This window comes from Burkholderia sp. L-4 (assembly GCF_056856535.1).
In genome coordinates this window covers 1,014,908-1,033,325 of the sequence record NZ_JBXEOX010000001.1, presented here as the reverse complement: position 1 = coordinate 1,033,325, position 18,418 = coordinate 1,014,908, and the positions used below count along the sequence as shown (strand labels likewise).

Here is an 18,418-nt window from a genome sequence, read left to right as displayed (position 1 = left end):
ACTTGCAAAAACGCCCGGCCGACGAAGCGTTTCCGGCCGGGCGCCTGTCGCGCGTTACTTGACCTTCGCGGCCTTCGCGAGCGCGGCGACCGCGCTCTTCGAATCCTGCTGCGAGTTCATGAACTTCGTGACGACGTCGGTGATCGCGCCGGCGGTCGCGTCGCTTTGCGCCATGCCGTGCGCGAGCGACGGCACGAAGCCACCCGACTTGATCGCGGTCTGTTCGTCGGCGTACGACTTCTTCGCGCAGTCGTCGAACTTGTCCATCTTCACGCCGAGGCGCACCGGCACCGAGCCCTTCAGCAGGCTGAACTGCTCCTGGAAGTCCGGCGTCATGATCGTCTTCGCGAGCGCGAGCTGGCCCGGCGTGGCGTTCTTCTCGCCCTTCTGCTGGAAGAACACGAACGAATCGACGTTGAACGTGTACGCGTTCGCCGTACCCGGCACCGCCGCGCAGATGTAGTCCTTGCCCGCCTTCTTGCCGGCGTTCTCGAACTCGCCCTTCGCCCAGTCGCCCATGAACTGCATGCCGGCCTTGCCGTTGATGACCATCGCGGTCGCGAGGTTCCAGTCGCGTCCGTTACGGCCCGTGTCGAAGTAGCCCTGGATCTTGCGCACCGTGTCGAACACGGACAGCATCTGCGGCGACGTCAGCGTCGCCTGGTCGAGGTCGACCAGCGCCTTCTTGTAGAACGCCGGGCCCTGCGACAGCACGACGTCTTCCCACAGCGTCAGGTCCTGCCACGGCTGGCCGCCCATCGCGACCGGCTGGATGCCCGCGGCCTTCAGCTTGTCGGCCACCGCGAAGAATTCGGGCCAGGTGGTCGGCACCTTCGCGCCGACCTTGTCGAGCGCGGCCTTGTTGATGTACAGCCAGTTCACGCGGTGCACCGAGAACGGCGCGGCGACGGTATGGCCCTTGTACTTGATGATCTTGTCGATTTCCGGCGGCAGGTTCTGCTTCCAGTCGCCGGCGGCGGAATCGATGTTGACGAGCACGCCCTGGTCGGCCCAGTCCTGGATCAGCGGGCCCTTGATCTGTGCGGCCGACGGTGCGTCGCCGCTGATCACCTTGGTCTTCAGCGCGGTCATCGCCGCGGCGCCGGCGCCGCCCGCGACCGCGAAGTCCTTCCACACGTAGCCCTGCTTCTGCAAGTCGTCCTTCAGCACGCCGACGGCCTTCGACTCGCCGCCCGAGGTCCACCAGTGCAGCACGGTTACATTCTCGGCTGCCTGCGCCGCCACGGCGCCAGCCATCAGACCCGCGGCGCAGAGCGCGCCCATGATCGAGCGAACTTTCATTACTTATCTCCTCCAGACTGAATCAACTCGTGAGGTTCCCTGACCGGGAACCGGCTTCTTGATAAACGACGGGGAAATCGAGCCGCGGGACGCATGCAGCGTACGGGCCGATGACCGGCCGGGCTCTTACAGAAAGCGTGAATCGAGATTCAACGGCGTGTCTCCTCTTTGTGTTTCTGGCCCGCCGCGATGATGCGACGCGAGCCCGGGGCCGACGGCGCGCGGACGATGCGCGCCGCCAATGTCCGATAACATTCGGCACAAGGCGCTCCCGAAGGCGAAGCTCGCGCAGTTCATCGACCGCACATCTTTTTTTCTTCACCCAGGTGCTACCCCTTGCGGCGGATTGTAGTTAAACTACAATTCAGTGTCAAAAATATTTTTATCGCACTACGGATCGCTTCCCAGCACCCCCAACACGGCGGAGACACATGCATACCGATTCCAGCTTTACCTTCGTCCTTTTCGGCGGCACCGGCGATCTGTCGATGCGCAAGATCCTGCCCGCGCTGTTCGAAGCGCACCGCGCGAACATGCTCGCGGAGAGCGGCCGGATCGTGGCCGTGGCGCGACACGAATCGGATCGGGCGGCCTATCTCGAATGGGTCGATACGCACGTGAAGCCGCATGCGGCAAAGGCCGCCGGCAACGCGCTCGACGAAGCCGCATGGAAGTCCTTCCTCGACCGCATCGAATACGTGAAGCTCGACCTCGGCCGCGCGGAAGACTACGTCGTGCTGCGCGACGCGATCTCGTCGCTGCCGGGCATCCGCGTGTTCTATCTCGCGACGGGCCCGTCGCTGTTCGTGCCGATCTGCAAGGCGCTCGCGTCGGTCGGCCTGAACGAAGGCGCACGCATCGTGCTCGAGAAACCGCTCGGCTACGACCTGAAATCGTCGAACGCGATCAACGACGCGGTCGGCGAGATCTTCGCGGAAGGCCAGATCTACCGGATCGACCACTACCTCGGCAAGGAGCCGGTGCAGAACCTGCTCGCGCTGCGTTTCGGCAATGCGCTGTTCGAGCCGCTGTGGCGCCGCGAATGGGTCGAGAGCATCCAGATCACGATCGCCGAGGAGCTCGGCGTCGAGGCGCGCGGCGATTTCTACGACAATACCGGCGCGCTGCGCGACATGGTGCAGAACCACCTGCTGCAACTGCTGTCGATCGTCGCGATGGAGCCGCCGCATTCGATGGATTCCGACTCGGTGCGCGACGAGAAGCTGCGCGTGCTGCGCGCGCTCAAGCCGGTCGATCCGCGCGACATCGGCAAGGTGGCCGTGCGCGGCCAGTATCATGCGGGCGTGATCAAGGGCGCGCAGGTGCCGGCCTACGCGACCGAGCCGGGCGTGAAACCCGACAGCCAGACCGAAACCTTCGTCGCGCTGAAGGTCGAGATCGAGAACTGGCGCTGGGCCGGCGTGCCGTTCTTCCTGCGCACCGGCAAGCGTCTGGCCGACCGCGTCGCGGAGATCGTCGTCAACTTCCGCCCGGTGCCGCACTCGGCACTGGGCCCGACCGCGCTGCGTCCCGGCTCGAACCGCCTCGTGATCCGGCTGCAGCCGAACGAGACGATCCGCCTGTACTGCCTCGCGAAGCAGCCCGGCGAAGGGATGAACCTCGCGAGCGTGCACCTCGACCTCGCGTTCGACCAGTTCTTCAAGGAAGGGCAGATGGAGGCGTACCAGCGCCTGCTGCTCGACGTGATCAACGGCCGGCTCGCCCTGTTCGTGCGGCGCGACGAACAGGAGGCCGCATGGCGCTGGGTCGAGCCTATCCTGAACGAATGGGCGCGCTCCCTGAAGCCGCCGAAGCCGTACGCGGCGGGTACGTGGGGGCCGGCCGCGTCGAGCGCGATGCTCGCGCAGCACGACACCTGCTGGCTCGAAGAAGAGAACTGATGCAAACCGTTGCCGGGCACGATCGTGCCCGGCAACGTGCCCCACGATTCGTACGATTTGAACAGACAAAGCAGTCCGGAGGAGATGTGATCGAGATCCACGCTTTCGACACCCAGGAAGCGCAAAGCGAAGCGCTCGCGCGCGCCGTCGGCGATGCGCTGCGCGCGGCGCTCGCCGGCGCCGCGCGCCCGACGCTCGCGGTGTCCGGCGGCACGAGCCCGCGCCCGTTCCTGCATACGCTGTCGCACGCGGCGCTCGACTGGGCCGGCGTCGACGTCACGCTGGTCGACGACCGCTGGGTGCCGGAGGACGACGCGGCCAGCAACGCGCAGCTCGTGCGCGACACGCTGCTGCAGCACGCGGCCGCCCCTGCCCGCTTCCTGCCGCTCGTCGACACGCGCAGCGCGCTCGACGCGCACGTCGCCGCGCTGAACGCGAACGCCGACTACCGCGTACCGACCGTCGCCGTGCTCGGCATGGGCGAGGACGGCCACACCGCGTCGATCTTCGCCGACGCGCCCGAATGGGACCACGCGATCACGACGCCCGAGCGTTTCGTCGCCGTGCACCCCGGCGCCGCCCCGCATGCGCGCGTGAGCTATTCGCTCGATGCGCTCAAGCGCGTCGAGCGCCTGTTCCTGCTGATCGCGGGCGAGCGCAAGCGCGCCGTGCTCGACGCCGCCGCCGCGTCGCTGCAGAAGAACGCGATTTCCCAACTGGCCAACGACAAGGGGACCCAGCTCGATGTCTACTGGTGCGCAAAGTAAGGTGGTCGTCGCGGGTCAGCATGCCGACGGTCCGCGCCTGCTCGCGGACGTCGGCGGCACCAACGCGCGCTTCGCGCTGGAAACCGGCCCGGGCGAAATCACGCAGATCCGCGTCTATCCCGGCGCCGATTACCCGACGATCACCGACGCGATCCGCAAGTATCTGAAGGACGTGAAGATCAGCCGCGTGAACCACGCGGCGATCGCGATCGCGAACCCGGTCGACGGCGACCAGGTCACGATGACCAATCACGACTGGAGTTTCTCGATCGAGGCGACGCGCCGCGCGCTCGGCTTCGACACGCTGCTCGTCGTCAACGACTTCACCGCGCTCGCGATGGCGCTGCCGGGCCTGACCGATGCGCAGCGCGTGCAGGTCGGCGGCGGCGCGCGCCGCCAGAACAGCGTGATCGGGCTGCTCGGGCCCGGTACCGGGCTCGGCGTGTCGGGCCTGATTCCGGCCGACGACCGCTGGATCGCGCTCGGCAGCGAGGGCGGCCACGCGTCGTTCGCGCCGCAGGACGAGCGCGAGGACCTGGTGCTGCAGTACGCGCGCAAGAAGTTTCCGCACGTGTCGTTCGAACGCGTGTGCGCCGGCCCCGGCATGGAGATCATCTATCGCGCGCTCGCCGCGCGCGACAAGAAGCGCGTCGCCGCGAGCGTCGACACGGTCGAGATCGTCGAGCGCGCGCATGCGGGCGACGCCCTCGCGCTCGAGACGGTCGAATGCTTCTGCGGGATTCTCGGCGCGTTCGCGGGCAGCGTCGCGCTGACGCTCGGCGCGCTCGGCGGCGTGTACATCGGCGGCGGCGTCGCGCTGAAGCTCGGCGAGCTGTTCACACGCTCGTCGTTCCGCGCGCGCTTCGAGGCGAAGGGCCGCTTCACGCACTATCTGCAGAACATCCCGACCTACCTGATCACCGCCGAATACCCGGCGTTCCTCGGCGTGTCGGCGATCCTCGCCGAACAGCTGTCGAACCGCTCGGGCGGCGCGTCGTCGGCCGTGTTCGAGCGGATCCGCCAGATGCGCGACGCGCTGACGCCGGCCGAGCGCCGCGTGGCCGATCTCGCGCTGAACCACCCGCGCTCGATCATCAACGATCCGATCGTCGACATCGCGCGCAAGGCCGACGTGAGCCAGCCGACCGTGATCCGCTTCTGCCGCTCGCTCGGCTGCCAGGGGCTGTCGGACTTCAAGCTGAAGCTCGCGACCGGCCTCACCGGCACGATCCCGATGAGCCACAGCCAGGTGCATCTCGGCGATACAGCCACCGACTTCGGCGCGAAGGTGCTCGACAACACGGTGTCCGCGATCCTGCAGTTGCGCGAGCACCTGAATTTCGAGCACGTCGAGAACGCGATCGAGATCCTGAACGGCGCGCGGCGCATCGAGTTCTACGGGCTCGGCAACTCGAACATCGTCGCGCAGGACGCGCACTACAAGTTCTTCCGCTTCGGCATTCCGACGATTGCGTACGGCGACCTGTACATGCAGGCTGCGTCGGCCGCGCTGCTCGGCAAGGGCGACGTGATCGTCGCGGTGTCGAAGTCCGGCCGCGCGCCCGAGCTGCTGCGCGTGCTCGACGTCGCGATGCAGGCCGGTGCGAAGGTGATCGCGATCACGTCGAGCAACACGCCGCTCGCGAAGCGCGCGACCGTCGCGCTCGAAACCGACCACATCGAGATGCGCGAGTCGCAGCTGTCGATGATCTCGCGGATCCTGCATCTGCTGATGATCGACATTCTCGCGGTCGGCGTCGCGATCCGTCGCGCGTCGACGAACGGCGAGCTGCCCGACGCCGTCGCGCAGGCGAAGGCGCGCGCGAGCGACGACGAAACGGCCGACGTGCTCGACTGGCTGAGCCACGGCGCGTCGCCGGCGGCGAAGGACGTCGCGCGGGACTGACGCGCGGTGCGGCGGCAGCCGCTTCCTGCGTCCCAACGAAAAACGCCACCGGCGCATCGCGCGCGGTGGCGTTTTTCATTCCGCGGCCCGGCTAGCGGTTCAGGCACCCGCCTTCACCGGCCGACCGTGCCAGCGCAGCACCAGATAACGCCCGACGAAGCACAGCACGCCCGACACGCCGATCGTCACGCCCATCGCGAACGGCGTGCCGTCCGCGAGTGCGCCGATCGCGACGCTCGCGAGCGCGCCGAGCGCGAGCTGCATCGCGCCGAACACCGCCGCCGACGCGCCCGCGTTGTGCGGATAGCGGTGCATCAGGTCGGTCGTGCAGTTCGCGGACAGGATCCCGACCACGCCGACCACGAAGAACAGGCACACGACGATCGACCACAGCCCGCCCCACCCGGTCAGCGCGACGAGCGCGACCGCGAGCGACGCGACGGCGCTCACGAGCGACGCGGCCGCGATGATGCGCAGCGAGCCGATGCGGCCGACGAGGCGCGTGTTCGCGAAGTTGCCGATCATGATCCCGACGACGTTCAGGCCGAACAGCAGCCCGTAGTGTTGCGGCGATACGTGGAAATACTCGATGTACACGAACGGCGTCGCGGTAATGTACGAGAACATCGCCGCGAACGCCATCCCGCCGCACAGCATGTGCCCCCACGCGACCGGGTCGGACAGGATGCGCCCGTACGACGCGAACGACGCGAGCACGGCCGTGCTCTTGCGCCGCTCCTTCGGCCAGGTTTCGGGCACGCGCAGGTAGGCGGTCGCCGCGCATACCGCGCCGAACACGGCCAGCACCACGAACACGCCGCGCCAGCCGGAAAAACGCAGGATCTGGCCGCCGATCAGCGGCGCGAGCAGCGGCCCGACCGCGGTGACGATCGCGACCATCGACAGCACCTTCGCCGCATCGCTCGGCTCGTGCGCATCGCGGGCGATCGCCCGCGCGAGCACCGACGCGGCGCCGGCACCGAGCGCCTGCAGGAAGCGCACGACGATCAGCATGTCGATCGAGCCCGACACGAAACAGCCGATGCTCGCGAGCGTGAACAGCGCGATGCCGCCGAGCAGCACGGGACGGCGCCCCCACGTATCGGACAGCGGACCGTACAGCAGCATGCCGACCGAGAAGCCGGCCATGAAGCTCGTCAGCGTGCGCTGCGCGGCGCCGGCGCTGACGGAAAAGCCGTCGGCGATCGACGGCAGGCTCGGCAGGTACATGTCGGTGGCGATCGGACCGCAGGCGGCGAGCGCACCGAGCAACAGGATCAGCCGGGCATCGGGCCGGCGCCGGACGACGTGAGACATGGGTATCCGGAATGGAGCCCGCGCGCATCGCGGCGCGCGTGGCGGTGAAGACGGGAGGCCGCGCCACGGATGGCGCGTTCAGGCCCATGATTGTACGCGCAACTTTTTTGCGCGCCTCCGGCCGCGTGCGATGGCGGGCGCGCAAGCGGATTCGATTAAGCTTGCCGCTCTCGTCCGATCATTTGAATGCCCGACCGAACCGATGACCGCTTTCCTGCTGATCTGGAGCCCCAAGAAATGGCCGTGGCCCGAGCTGCCCGACGTCGCCGCGCGCGTGAAGGCCGGTGAGGCCGTGCATGATGTGTGGGGCTGCGGCTTCGCACGCGGCATCCTGCCGGGCGACCGCGTGTTCCTGCACCGCGTCGCGAAGGAGCCGAAGGGCGTGTTCGGCTCCGGCTACGTGACGCGCGCGCCGTACGAGGTGCCCGATTCGTCGACGAAGCGCGGCTACCGGCTGTGCATCGACTTCGTCTACGACTGGCTGGTCGATGCACACCAGGACGTCGTGATCGCGCGCGACGCGCTGCGCGTCCACCCGTATTCGGTGCAGACCTGGGACGCGCAGTCGTCCGGCACGTCGATCAAGCCGATGGTCGAAGGTCCGCTCGAGAAACGCTGGGCCGAACTGACCGGCAAGCGCAAGCCGCCGCGCTAGCCGGGGCGGGTGCCGGAACGAATCGGGCCCCCGTTTCCGGCCCAGGCCGGCCCCCGCGCGCCGAAAGGCCGCACAAGCGCCGGCGGGCCTGCCGCGCGCGTCTCCGGTACAATCAGACGATCGTTCCGCCCAGGCGCCGCGGCCCGTGCACAGGCCCCCGCGCCCTTCTCTCGCAGGTTTCGCTCATGTCCAACAATCAGATCCTCTTCGAACGCGCCCAGAAGACCATTCCCGGCGGCGTCAACTCGCCGGTGCGCGCCTTCCGTTCGGTCGGCGGCACGCCGCGCTTCGTCGCGCGCGCGCAAGGCCCGTATTTCTGGGATGCCGACGGCAAGCAGTACATCGACTACATCGGCTCGTGGGGCCCGATGATCGTCGGCCACGTCCATCCGGAAGTGCTGTCGGCCGTGCAGAACGTGCTCGCCGACGGCTTCTCGTTCGGCGCGCCGACCGAAGCCGAGATCGAGATCGCCGAGGAAATCTGCAAGCTCGTGCCGTCGATCGAGCAGGTGCGGATGGTGTCGAGCGGCACCGAGGCCACGATGAGCGCGCTGCGTCTCGCACGCGGCTTCACGGGCCGCAGCCGCATCGTCAAGTTCGAGGGCTGCTACCACGGCCACGCGGACAGCCTGCTGGTCAAGGCCGGCTCGGGCCTGCTGACGTTCGGCAACCCGACGTCGGCCGGCGTGCCCGCCGACATCGCGAAGCACACGACCGTCCTCGAATACAACAACGTCGCCGCGCTCGAGGAAGCCTTCGGCGCGTTCGGCGACGAGATCGCCGCGGTGATCGTCGAGCCCGTCGCGGGCAACATGAACCTGGTGCGCGGCACGCCCGAATTCCTGACCGCGCTGCGCGCGCTGTGCACGAAGCACGGCGCCGTGCTGATCTTCGACGAGGTGATGTGCGGTTTCCGCGTCGCGCTCGGCGGCGCGCAGGCGTACTACGGGATCACGGCCGACCTCACCTGCCTCGGCAAGGTGATCGGCGGCGGGATGCCGGCCGCCGCGTTCGGCGGCCGCCGCGACATCATGGCTCACCTCGCGCCGCTCGGCGGCGTCTACCAGGCCGGCACGCTGTCGGGCAACCCGATCGCGGTCGCCGCGGGCCTGAAGACGCTGCAGCTGATCCAGGCGCCGGGCTTCTACGACGCGCTCACCGCGCAGACAAAGCGGCTCGCCGACGGCCTCGCGGCGGAAGCGCGCGCGGCCGGCGTGCCGTTCGCGGCCGACTCGATCGGCGCGATGTTCGGCCTCTACTTCGCGGAGCGCGTGCCGACGAGCTTCGCGGAAGTCACGAAGAGCGACACCGGGCGCTTCAACCGCTTCTTCCACCTGATGCTCGACGAGGGCGTGTACTTCGCGCCGTCGGCCTACGAGGCCGGGTTCGTGTCGAGCACGCACGACGACGCGGTGATCGACGCGACGCTCGCGGCCGCGCGCCGTGCGTTCGCGGCACTCGCTGCCTGACCCGGGGCCGCGCGCATGTTCTCGGATATCGATTTCGCCCACATGCAGCGCGCGCTCGCGCTCGCCGCGCGCGGCATGTATACGACGGCGCCGAACCCGCGCGTCGGCTGCGTGATCGTCAAGGACGGCGACGTGATCGGCGAAGGCTTCACGCAGCCGGCCGGCCAGGATCACGCGGAAGTGCAGGCGCTGAAGGATGCACGCGCACGCGGATACGACGTCGCGGGTTCGACCGTCTACGTGACGCTCGAACCGTGCAGCCATTTCGGCCGCACGCCGCCGTGCGCGAACGCGCTGATCGAGGCGCGCGTCGCGAAGGTCGTCGCCGCGATGGAAGACCCGAACCCGCAGGTGTCGGGGCGCGGCCTCGGCATGCTGCGCGACGCGGGCATCGACGTGCGCTGCGGATTGCTCGCGCATGAAGCCGGCGAGCTGAACATCGGTTTCGTGTCGCGGATGACGCGCGGCCGCCCGTGGGTGCGGATGAAGGCCGCCGCGTCGCTCGACGGCCGCACCGCGCTGCCGTCCGGCGAAAGCCAGTGGATCACCGGCGAGGCCGCGCGCCTCGACGGGCACGCCTGGCGTGCGCGCGCCTGCGCGATCCTGACCGGCATCGGCACCGTGCGCGAGGACAATCCGCTGCTGACCGTGCGCGGCATCGACACGCCGCGCCAGCCGCAACGCATCCTCGTGGACAGCCGCCTCGACCTGCCGCTCGACGCGCGGCTGCTCGAGGGCGCCCCGCTGCTGATCTTCTGCGGACGGCTCGACGCCGGCGGCGAAATGCGCGCGAACGTGCTGAAGTCGCGCGGCGCCGAAATCGTGCCGCTCGCGAACGCGCACGGCAAGGTCGACCTGCCGGCGATGCTGGCGGCGCTCGGCGCGCGCGGCGTCAACGAATTGCACGTCGAGGCCGGCCACAAGCTGAACGGCTCGCTGCTGCGCGAACAGTGCGTCGACGAATTGCTCGTCTATCTCGCACCGAGCCTGCTGGGCGCCGACGCGGCCGGCATGTTCGACCTCGCCGCGCCGGCGCATCTCGATGCGCGCACGCGACTGTCGTTCCACGGCGTCGAGCGGATCGGCGACGACCTGCGGATCCTCGCGCGTGTCGCGCCGCCCGACACGCGTCACTGAACGAAACCGTCACGATGTTCACCGGAATTGTCGCGGCCGTCGGCCGCATCGAATCAATCCGTCCGCTCGGCACGTCCGCCGACGCCGGCGTGCGCCTGACCGTGCAGGCCGGCGGGCTCGATCTCGCCGATGTCGCGCTCGGCGACAGCATCGCGATCCAGGGTGCCTGCATGACGGTGATCGAGAAGACCGACACCGCGTTCGACGTCGACGTGTCGCGCGAAAGCCTGAACCGCACGGTCGGCCTCGCCCAGCCCGGCGAAGTGAACCTCGAGAAGGCGCTGCGTGCGCACGACCGCCTCGGCGGGCACATCGTGTCGGGCCACGTCGACGGCCTCGGCACCGTGTCGCGCTTCGCGCCGGTCGGCGAATCGCACGAACTGCGCATCGTCGCGCCGCGCGAGCTCGGCCGCTATCTCGCGTACAAGGGGTCGATCACGGTCAACGGCGTGAGCCTGACCGTCAACACGATCGACGATCGCGCGGACGGCTGCGAGTTCTCGATCAACCTGATTCCGCATACGGTCGAGGTCACGACGCTGCGCCATGTGAAGGCCGGCGACAAGGTGAACCTCGAAGTCGACATGATCGCGCGGTATGTGGAGCGGATGCTCTCGTCGTCACAGGGCGCGCATCAGGACTGATCGCAGCGGCCACCGTCGAAGCGGCGGCTGACGGCCCGACATCCGGATATCGGCGGTCGCCGTTTTTCGACATCCTGCCCGGCCCCATCCGCCGGCATGCCGCCGGCGCTCAGGTATCCGCGCCGCCTCCGCCCGCCCGCACCAGAATCGTGTCGAGCAGTTGCCGGACATGCACCCGTGCCGCGCGCTCGGCGCCATCCGCATCGCGCTTCGCGATCATGTCGAACACCTGCCGGTGTTCGGCGACGTTCCCGCCCAGCCGCTCCCAGTCGTCCATCGGGCTCGCACCGCCCGCACACATCGTCTGCACCTGCGCGTACAGCGCCCTGAGCGACGTCTCGATCGTCGTATTGCGCGCGGCGGCGAGCAGCCCGTGGTGGAAATCGAGGTTGGCGACGCGGTATGCGCCGCCGTCGCGGCGGTCGACCGCGCGGGCCTGCCGCACCAGCGCTTCGTCCAGCGCTGCGCGCTCGTCGGGTGTCATGCGCTGCGCCGCCAGGCGCGCGGCCATGCCTTCGAGCGCTTCTCGCGCCTCGAAGATGGCCACGACCCGCGTGCGGTCGAACGCGATCACGAACACGCCCTGGCGCGGCACGACCTGCAGCAGCCCCTCGGCCTCCAGACGCGAGACCGCCGCCCACACGGGCGAGCGGCTGATGCCGAGATCGCGCGACAGCGCTTCGATGCTGATCTTTTCGCCCGCCGCGAAGCGCGCTTCGTCGACCAGCATCTCCCGGATCGCCCCGTAGGCGTCGCGCCCCAGGGTCGTGCGCTCGAGTGCGGCGCGCGTCATGCCGGCCGCCGGCGACGTGCGATGTGGAGCCCCTTGCCGACCGGCACGATCGTCGTGTCGAACTCGCGCGTCGCGTCGACCGCGGCGAGATAAGCGGCGATTTCATCCGGATGGGACAGTGCGTTGTCGGCGACGAGCAGCGCATCGGCCGTCAGCTTCGGCAACAGGTGCGCCAGTTGACGCGGCGCGCTCACGCGGTCGGCATCGAAGAATACGCAATCGAACGGGCCCGTCACGGCCGCGCAGACCTGCGTCGCCTCGCCTTCGATCACCTGCGCCCAGTCCTGCAGCGACGCCGCGCGCAGGTTGGCCCTCGCCTGCCCGGCCTTCTCCGGCGAACACTCGACGGTGACGAGCGGCTGCCCGTCCGTTTCGCGCAGCGCATGCGCGAGCCAGATCGCGCTGTAGCCGTTGGACGTTCCGATTTCGAGCATGCGCCGGCGCCGCGCGCCGGTGACGAGCAGGTACAGCAGCTCGGCCGTAGGCAGTTCGAGGTTGAGCATCTTGCGGCTGCGGTCGGCCATCCGCGCGTCGTTTTCCTGGCCGAAGGACGCCAGCCGGGCAAGGACGGCCGACGCGGCACTGTCGAGTTCGATCATGCAGGTCTCCGTTGCTTCATATTTCGTGTTTCGTGTTTCGTGTTTCATGATACGACAATTTCCGGATCGCGGCGCGATACCCGCGAGGGCCGCGATTCCGGCGTGCCTGAAACCGCGCCAGCGGGACCGGCGGCCATTCGGTCTGAGGACTCCCGGCCGAATGGCCAACGACGCGCACGGGCCGTGCCGTCGCGCTAAGATGCGTCGACAGCGGTTTCAACGCCGCCACGCACGACGCGCCGCACACCGGCCGCCCCTCTTCCCACAGGAGTCGTTCCCATGTCCATCTCGATGTACCAGGCCTCGCTGCCCGTCCTGATCCGCGGCCTGACCAACCTGCAGCACATCCTCGGCAAGGCGCAGGCGCACGCGGCCGAGAAGCAGATCGATCCGTCGGTGTTCACCGGCGCACGCCTCTACCCGGACATGCTGCCGCTCGTCCGCCAGGTCTATATCGCGACCGATACGGCGAAGGGCTGCGCCGCACGGCTCGCCGGCACCGAGATCCCGAGCTTTCCCGACGTCGAGCAGACCTTCGACGAACTGCACGCGCGCATCCAGAAGACGATCGACTACCTGAAAGGCTTCGACGCCGCGCAGATCGACGGCAGCGAGACGCGCCAGATCGTGCTGAAGATGCGCGTCGGCCCGATCGAGTTCACCGGCCAGTCGTACCTGCTGAGCTTCGTGCTGCCCAATTTCTTCTTCCACGTGACGACCGCCTACGACATCCTGCGCCACAGCGGCGTCGAGCTCGGCAAGCTCGACTACCTCGGCGGACGCGACCAGCACGCGTGACGCGCGGCCGGGATCCGCCCGGCCCGCCACCGTCCGCACCCGCGCGCCGGTCACGCGCGGCGGCCCGCCGGGCCCGCCGCGCAGGCCGCCCGCGACACGTTCCGGGGCCCTTGCCCGACGCGCGCGGCCCATGCCAGCCGAAACGCCGTCCGGCTGGCGTAAAATACGCACTTTCCTCTTTCTCGCCCCCTTATGACGCTCGCCTCCACGCTCGACATCATCGCCGAGCTGAAAGCCGGCCGGATGGTGATCCTGGTCGACGAAGAAGACCGCGAAAACGAGGGCGACCTCGTGATCGCCGCCGAATTCGTCACGCCGGAAGCGATCAACTTCATGGCCAGGTACGGCCGCGGCCTGGTTTGTCTGACGTTGACGCAGGAACGCTGCAAGCAGCTGCACCTGCCGCTGATGACCTACCGCAACGGCACGCAGTACGGCACCGCGTTCACGGTCAGCATCGAAGCGGCCGAAGGCGTGACGACCGGCATCTCGGCCGCCGACCGTGCGCACACGATCGCCACGGCGGTCGCGCACGACGTGCGCCCCGAGCACATCGTGCAGCCGGGCCACGTGTTCCCGATCATGGCGCAGCCGGGCGGCGTGCTCGTGCGTGCGGGCCACACCGAGGCCGGCTGCGACTTCACCGCGCTCGCGGGCCTCACGCCGGCCGCGGTGATCTGCGAGATCATCAAGGACGACGGCACGATGGCGCGCCTGCCGGACCTGATCGAGTTCGCGAAGGAACACAACCTGAAGATCGGCACGATCGCCGACCTGATCCAGTACCGCAGCCGCACGGAATCGATCATCGAGCGGATCGCCGAGCGCACGATGCAGACCGCGCACGGCACGTTCCGCACGGTGCTGTACCGCGACCAGCCGAGCGGCTCGCCGCACATCGCGCTGGTACGCGGCACGCCGTCGCCCGACGTCGATACGCCGGTGCGCGTGCACGAGCCGCTGTCGGTGCTCGACCTGCTCGAGACGGGCGTGTCGACGCACTCGTGGACGCTCGACGCCGCCATGCGCGACATCGCGGAACGCGACCTCGGCGTGATCGTGCTGCTCAACTGCGGCGACACCAAGGAACACCTGATCGACGTCTTCAAGGCGTTCGACGAGGAAGAAAAGGCGGCCGCGCTCAAGCGCCGGCCGGTCGATTTCAAGACGTTCGGCATCGGCGCGCAGATCCTGCGCGATGTCGGCGTCGGCAAGATGCAGGTGCTGTCGAATCCGCGCAAGCTGGGCAGCATGTCCGGCTACGGCCTCGAAGTCACGGGCTTCATTCCGATGCCCGGCGGCGAAGCCAAGTCCTGCCCGGCGTCCAACGCGTAACCCGCCACGGCGCTTTCGCCCTATAACCGTTCATCCACACCACGGACAAGATCATGGAAATCGGACAATACCAACCGAATCTCGAAGGCGACGGCCTGCGTATCGGCATCGTGCAATCGCGCTTCAACGAGCCGGTGTGCAACGGCCTCGCCGACGCATGCGTCGAGGAACTGGAACGCCTCGGCGTCACCGGTGAAGACGTGCTGCTCGTGTCGGTGCCCGGCGCGCTGGAAATCCCGCTCGCGCTGCAGAAGCTCGCCGAAAGCGGCCAGTTCGACGCGCTGATCGCGCTCGGCGCGGTGATCCGCGGCGAGACCTACCACTTCGAACTCGTGTCGAACGAGAGCGGCGCGGGCATCACCCGCATCGGCCTCGACTTCAACCTGCCGATCGCGAACGCGGTCCTGACGACCGAAAACGACGAGCAGGCCGTCGCGCGCATGACCGAAAAGGGTCGTGACGCCGCACGCGTCGCCGTCGAGATGGCCAACCTGACGATGGCCCTCGACCAGCTCGGCGACGACGAGGACGAAGAGGAAGACGAAGACGACGAAGAGGAGCGCGCATGAAGAAGAGCGCCCGCCGACAATCGCGCGAGCTGGCGACGCAAGGCCTCTACCAGTGGCTGCTGTCGAACGCGTCCTCCGGCGAGATCGACGCGCAACTGCGCGGCGCGCTCGGTTACGACAAGGCTGACAAGGAGCTGCTCGACGCGATCCTGCACGGCGTGATCCGCGAGCACGCCACGCTCGTCGACGCGCTGACGCCGTCGCTGGACCGTCCGATCGACCAGCTTTCGCCGGTCGAACGCGCGGTGCTGCTGATCGCGACGTTCGAGCTCACGCACCACGTCGAAACACCGTACCGCGTGATCATCAACGAAGCGGTCGAACTCGCGAAGACGTTCGGCGGCTCCGACGGCTACAAGTACGTGAACGGCGTGCTCGACAAGCTCGCCGCGAAGCTGCGCCCTGCAGAAACGCAAGCACGCCGCAACGGCTGACACCGTTGGTCTGTTCACGGGCGCGCAAGCGCCCGTTTTTCATTCTTTCTCCCCTCCGCCCTGCCCGCCGATGAATACCACCGCCGATTCGCTCGTCACGCTCGCCGCACGCGTCGACGCGATCCAGCCCTTCCATGTGATGGAACTGATGAAGGAGGCACAGCGGCTCGAGTCCCTTGGACGCGATGTTATCCACATGGGCATCGGCGAGCCCGATTTCACCGCGCCGGAGCCCGTCGTCGAAGCGGCCGCGGCCGCGCTGCGCCGCGGGGTCACGCAGTACACGAGCGCGCTCGGCATTGCGCCGCTGCGCGAGGCGATCGCCGCCCACTATGCGCGCGCGTACGGCCTCGCGATCAGCCCGGAGCGGATCGTCGTGACGGCCGGCGCATCGGCCGCGCTGCTGCTCGCGTGCCTCGCACTCGTGGGCCGTGACGACGAAGTGCTGATGCCCGACCCGTCGTATCCCTGCAACCGGCATTTCGTCGCGGCGGCCGAAGGCCGCGCGGTGCTCGTGCCGAGCGGCCCGGACGCGCGCTTCCAGCTCACCGAGAACGATGTCCGCACGCGCTGGGGCGACCGCACCCGCGGCGTGCTGCTCGCGTCGCCGTCGAACCCGACCGGCACGTCGCTCGAACCGGACGAACTGAAGCGGATCGTCGAGGCCGTGCGCGCCCGCGGCGGTTTCACGATCGTCGACGAGATCTACCAGGGGCTCAGCTACGACGCGGCGCCCGTGTCGGCACTGTCGTTCGGCGACGACGTGATCACCGTGAACAGCTTCTCGAAGTATTTCAGCATGACGGGCTGGCGGCTCGGCTGGCTCGTCGTGCCGCCCGCACTGGTCGGCACCTTCGAGAAGTTGTCGCAGAACCTGTTCATCTGCCCGTCCGCGCTCGCGCAGCATGCAGCGCTCGCGTGCTTCGAACCGGCCACGCTCGACCTTTATGAAGCGCGCCGCCTCGAATTCAAGCGCCGCCGCGATTTCATCGTGCCGGCGCTCGAACGGCTCGGCTTCACGGTCCCCGTGATGCCCGACGGTGCGTTCTACGTGTATGCGCATTGCGGCGGCGTCGCCCACCCGGCAGCCGGAGACAGCGCCGCACTCACGCAGGCGATGCTGCACGACGCCGGCGTCGTGCTGGTTCCCGGCATGGACTTCGGCGTCCATGCGCCGCGCGACTATATCCGCCTGTCGTATGCGACGGCCTACCCGCGGCTCGAAGAGGCGGTCGACCGGCTCGCGACGCTGTTCGGACAGCACTGACGCCGCGGCCCGCACACGGGCGTTTCACCCGCCGCAAAAAGAAAAGGCACCCGGATCGGGTGCCTTTTTCATGGCCTGCCGGCCGGAACCGCGCGAAACGCGTGACGTTACGCGCCGAGCTCCGAATGATCGCCGTGCGACTGCTTCGCGGTGTCGACGCTCGCGTCGTCCTGCGGCGACGCTTCCTTCGGCGCGGCCTTCACCGACGTCGCGCTGTCGAGCGTCGCGTGCACGCGCTTTGCGCCGCCTGCCGCCGCCGTCACGGCGGCCGTGACGATCGGCTTCGCCGGCTGGGCCGGTGCCTGCGGTGCGTTGATCGGCACGCTGCGGCCGCGCGCGACGTCGCGCAGGCGGCCGCGCTCGGCCATCACCTTCGAACCGTAGCCGTTGTCGTCGGGGTTCGTCGAACCGTTGTACATGCGCAAGCCGTTCGCGAGCGAGCCGCCGCGTGCGATGCAGTCCTTCAGCACCAGCGCGCCGACCTGCAGGTTCGCGAGCGGCTGCAGCGCCGTATCGGTGCCGCCGAAATATTCGAACTTGTCGGAATGGACCTTTGACATGACCTGCATCAGGCCCTTCGCGCCGACGCCGCTTTCGGCATACGGGTTGAAGCCCGACTCGATCGCCATCACGGACAGCAGCAGCAGCGGATCGAGGCCGACGTCGCGGCCGGTCTGGAACGCCGCCTTGACGAGCTGGCCGAGCGGCTCCTGCGCGACGCGGTAACGGCGCGACAGGTAGGTCGCGACGAGCGCCTGTTCGCGGTTCGACGCCAGCGCACGATCGTCGCGCGCATCGGCGGCAACCCGCTGGGCGGGAATCAGCTTGGCCAGCGCGACCGGCGACGGGCCGTTGCGGGCCGGATCGGATGCATCGGCCTGGGCGCCCGGTACGGCGGCTTCCGGTGCGACGTCGAGGCCGACCGCGAGCGCGTCCGCTTCAGGCGCATCTTCCTGCTGCGGCTGCGCGCCGGCAGGCGCGAAGTTCGGCAGCGGATGGCCGGACAGCAAACGGGCGGGCCCGGCCTGCACGGCCGCGGATACGACCGGCATCAGCTTCGCGGCGAGCGTGCCGCGGACGGTTGGCAGCAGCCACAGTGCAAGCGCAACCGCGACAGCGAAGCAGCCGACAACGCTGAATAGATGGTGACTGACACGCGTCCCGCGACGCAGCATGTTGCGCACGATCTGCGCATGCTGCTCATTGGGACGCCACGATAACCAAGCGTTCATTCAGATCATCTCCCATGAACATGACTCGTGCGGCTCGCTCAGCTCGATGGCGAGACAGAAAACGCGCCGCGGAATCACGACGCCGCACGCCTTGGTTGGGACGTGCAGGCATCGGGGAAACGGTATAAGTACCGTTCGAGGCCACGGTGTAAGAGGGCCGGCACCTTCGCACAATGGGCGAGGCGGGCATACGCGGTGGCACCCACGCAAAAAACCAGCGTCTGGTAGCGCTGGCTGGGACTACGACTAAGGCCGTCGGATACGCCGTGCAGGATTCGGCGGACGGTGACGCG

Annotated in this window: 17 protein-coding genes; 12 read left to right on the top strand and 5 right to left on the bottom strand. The window is 68.5% G+C overall.

The window, feature by feature from the left end:
* Window positions 1–54: 54 nt before the first annotated feature.
* Window positions 55–1,302, bottom strand: a complete 1,248-nt coding sequence (locus AC1VVG_RS04795) for an ABC transporter substrate-binding protein (protein WP_034187343.1) — start codon at window positions 1,300–1,302, stop codon at window positions 55–57.
* Window positions 1,303–1,733: 431 nt separating this feature from the next.
* Here AC1VVG_RS04795 and zwf point away from each other — a divergent pair, with 431 nt between their 5' ends.
* The 3 genes from zwf to AC1VVG_RS04780 all read left to right on the top strand — a co-directional run bounded on the left by zwf (window position 1,734) and on the right by AC1VVG_RS04780 (window position 5,876).
* Entirely contained in the window at window positions 1,734–3,203 is a 1,470-nt protein-coding gene (gene zwf / locus AC1VVG_RS04790) for a glucose-6-phosphate dehydrogenase (RefSeq protein ID WP_034187342.1), read from the top strand.
* 86 nt (window positions 3,204–3,289) lie between these two features.
* Window positions 3,290–3,970: a 6-phosphogluconolactonase gene (gene pgl / locus AC1VVG_RS04785; RefSeq protein ID WP_034187341.1), complete on the top strand. Its 681-nt coding sequence runs from the start codon at window positions 3,290–3,292 to the stop codon at window positions 3,968–3,970.
* Window positions 3,948–5,876 carry a bifunctional transcriptional regulator/glucokinase gene (locus AC1VVG_RS04780; RefSeq protein ID WP_034187340.1) on the top strand — a complete coding sequence of 643 codons (1,929 nt, stop codon included), beginning with the start codon at window positions 3,948–3,950 and terminating at the stop codon, window positions 5,874–5,876. The genes pgl and AC1VVG_RS04780 overlap by 23 nt, the downstream gene beginning before the upstream one ends.
* Before the next feature lie 99 nt (window positions 5,877–5,975).
* Here the strand turns inward: AC1VVG_RS04780 and AC1VVG_RS04775 are convergent, their stop codons facing one another.
* Window positions 5,976–7,193 (bottom strand): Bcr/CflA family multidrug efflux MFS transporter, encoded by a 1,218-nt coding sequence (locus AC1VVG_RS04775; protein ID WP_069706110.1) that lies wholly within the window; start codon window positions 7,191–7,193, stop codon window positions 5,976–5,978.
* Between the two features lie 202 nt (window positions 7,194–7,395).
* Between AC1VVG_RS04775 and AC1VVG_RS04770 the strand changes: the two genes are divergently transcribed.
* The 4 genes from AC1VVG_RS04770 (at window position 7,396) to AC1VVG_RS04755 (ending at window position 11,098) form a co-directional block, all read left to right on the top strand.
* Window positions 7,396–7,848 (top strand): hypothetical protein, encoded by a 453-nt coding sequence (locus AC1VVG_RS04770; RefSeq protein WP_049034495.1) that lies wholly within the window; start codon window positions 7,396–7,398, stop codon window positions 7,846–7,848.
* Window positions 7,849–8,033: 185 nt separating this feature from the next.
* On the top strand, window positions 8,034–9,317 hold the full coding sequence (gene hemL / locus AC1VVG_RS04765; RefSeq protein WP_034187335.1) for a glutamate-1-semialdehyde 2,1-aminomutase: 1,284 nt from the start codon (window positions 8,034–8,036) through the stop codon (window positions 9,315–9,317).
* Between the two features lie 15 nt (window positions 9,318–9,332).
* Window positions 9,333–10,454 (top strand): bifunctional diaminohydroxyphosphoribosylaminopyrimidine deaminase/5-amino-6-(5-phosphoribosylamino)uracil reductase RibD, encoded by a 1,122-nt coding sequence (ribD, locus tag AC1VVG_RS04760; protein WP_034187334.1) that lies wholly within the window; start codon window positions 9,333–9,335, stop codon window positions 10,452–10,454.
* A 14-nt stretch (window positions 10,455–10,468) separates the two neighbouring features.
* Window positions 10,469–11,098 carry a riboflavin synthase gene (locus AC1VVG_RS04755; protein WP_034187333.1) on the top strand — a complete coding sequence of 210 codons (630 nt, stop codon included), beginning with the start codon at window positions 10,469–10,471 and terminating at the stop codon, window positions 11,096–11,098.
* Between the two features lie 109 nt (window positions 11,099–11,207).
* Here AC1VVG_RS04755 and AC1VVG_RS04750 read toward each other — a convergent pair whose 3' ends face one another.
* Both AC1VVG_RS04750 and AC1VVG_RS04745 read right to left on the bottom strand, forming a co-directional pair.
* Window positions 11,208–11,891 (bottom strand): GntR family transcriptional regulator, encoded by a 684-nt coding sequence (locus AC1VVG_RS04750; RefSeq protein WP_482835314.1) that lies wholly within the window; start codon window positions 11,889–11,891, stop codon window positions 11,208–11,210.
* Window positions 11,888–12,490 (bottom strand): O-methyltransferase, encoded by a 603-nt coding sequence (locus AC1VVG_RS04745; protein WP_049028247.1) that lies wholly within the window; start codon window positions 12,488–12,490, stop codon window positions 11,888–11,890. Before AC1VVG_RS04745 ends, AC1VVG_RS04750 begins: the two co-directional genes overlap by 4 nt.
* 279 nt (window positions 12,491–12,769) lie before the next feature.
* Here AC1VVG_RS04745 and AC1VVG_RS04740 point away from each other — a divergent pair, with 279 nt between their 5' ends.
* The 5 genes from AC1VVG_RS04740 (at window position 12,770) to AC1VVG_RS04720 (ending at window position 16,893) form a co-directional block, all read left to right on the top strand.
* On the top strand, window positions 12,770–13,288 hold the full coding sequence (locus AC1VVG_RS04740) for a DUF1993 domain-containing protein (protein WP_034187331.1): 519 nt from the start codon (window positions 12,770–12,772) through the stop codon (window positions 13,286–13,288).
* Window positions 13,289–13,480: 192 nt separating this feature from the next.
* Window positions 13,481–14,623, top strand: a complete 1,143-nt coding sequence (gene ribBA / locus AC1VVG_RS04735) for a bifunctional 3,4-dihydroxy-2-butanone-4-phosphate synthase/GTP cyclohydrolase II (protein ID WP_034187330.1) — start codon at window positions 13,481–13,483, stop codon at window positions 14,621–14,623.
* Between the two features lie 53 nt (window positions 14,624–14,676).
* Window positions 14,677–15,192 carry a 6,7-dimethyl-8-ribityllumazine synthase gene (gene ribH, locus AC1VVG_RS04730; protein ID WP_006476661.1) on the top strand — a complete coding sequence of 172 codons (516 nt, stop codon included), beginning with the start codon at window positions 14,677–14,679 and terminating at the stop codon, window positions 15,190–15,192.
* Entirely contained in the window at window positions 15,189–15,626 is a 438-nt protein-coding gene (nusB, locus tag AC1VVG_RS04725) for a transcription antitermination factor NusB (RefSeq protein WP_034187329.1), read from the top strand. Before ribH ends, nusB begins: the two co-directional genes overlap by 4 nt.
* Window positions 15,627–15,696: 70 nt before the next feature.
* A complete protein-coding gene (locus AC1VVG_RS04720; protein WP_059557162.1) occupies window positions 15,697–16,893 on the top strand; it encodes a pyridoxal phosphate-dependent aminotransferase in 1,197 nt (398 codons plus the stop codon).
* Between the two features lie 107 nt (window positions 16,894–17,000).
* Here AC1VVG_RS04720 and AC1VVG_RS04715 read toward each other — a convergent pair whose 3' ends face one another.
* Window positions 17,001–18,125 (bottom strand): lytic transglycosylase domain-containing protein, encoded by a 1,125-nt coding sequence (locus tag AC1VVG_RS04715; RefSeq protein ID WP_069706105.1) that lies wholly within the window; start codon window positions 18,123–18,125, stop codon window positions 17,001–17,003.
* Between the last annotated feature and the right edge of the window lie 293 nt (window positions 18,126–18,418).

Coding starts and splice junctions, on each gene's coding strand:
- AC1VVG_RS04795 (WP_034187343.1), bottom strand. CDS start 1,302: ATGAAAGTTCGCTCGATCATGGGCGCGCTCTGCGCCGCGGGTCTGATG.
- zwf (WP_034187342.1), top strand. CDS start 1,734: ATGCATACCGATTCCAGCTTTACCTTCGTCCTTTTCGGCGGCACCGGC.
- AC1VVG_RS04780 (WP_034187340.1), top strand. CDS start 3,948: ATGTCTACTGGTGCGCAAAGTAAGGTGGTCGTCGCGGGTCAGCATGCC.
- AC1VVG_RS04775 (WP_069706110.1), bottom strand. CDS start 7,193: ATGTCTCACGTCGTCCGGCGCCGGCCCGATGCCCGGCTGATCCTGTTG.
- AC1VVG_RS04770 (WP_049034495.1), top strand. CDS start 7,396: ATGACCGCTTTCCTGCTGATCTGGAGCCCCAAGAAATGGCCGTGGCCC.
- hemL (WP_034187335.1), top strand. CDS start 8,034: ATGTCCAACAATCAGATCCTCTTCGAACGCGCCCAGAAGACCATTCCC.
- ribD (WP_034187334.1), top strand. CDS start 9,333: ATGTTCTCGGATATCGATTTCGCCCACATGCAGCGCGCGCTCGCGCTC.
- AC1VVG_RS04755 (WP_034187333.1), top strand. CDS start 10,469: ATGTTCACCGGAATTGTCGCGGCCGTCGGCCGCATCGAATCAATCCGT.
- AC1VVG_RS04750 (WP_482835314.1), bottom strand. CDS start 11,891: ATGACGCGCGCCGCACTCGAGCGCACGACCCTGGGGCGCGACGCCTAC.
- AC1VVG_RS04745 (WP_049028247.1), bottom strand. CDS start 12,490: ATGATCGAACTCGACAGTGCCGCGTCGGCCGTCCTTGCCCGGCTGGCG.
- AC1VVG_RS04740 (WP_034187331.1), top strand. CDS start 12,770: ATGTCCATCTCGATGTACCAGGCCTCGCTGCCCGTCCTGATCCGCGGC.
- ribBA (WP_034187330.1), top strand. CDS start 13,481: ATGACGCTCGCCTCCACGCTCGACATCATCGCCGAGCTGAAAGCCGGC.
- ribH (WP_006476661.1), top strand. CDS start 14,677: ATGGAAATCGGACAATACCAACCGAATCTCGAAGGCGACGGCCTGCGT.
- nusB (WP_034187329.1), top strand. CDS start 15,189: ATGAAGAAGAGCGCCCGCCGACAATCGCGCGAGCTGGCGACGCAAGGC.
- AC1VVG_RS04720 (WP_059557162.1), top strand. CDS start 15,697: ATGAATACCACCGCCGATTCGCTCGTCACGCTCGCCGCACGCGTCGAC.
- AC1VVG_RS04715 (WP_069706105.1), bottom strand. CDS start 18,125: ATGAACGCTTGGTTATCGTGGCGTCCCAATGAGCAGCATGCGCAGATC.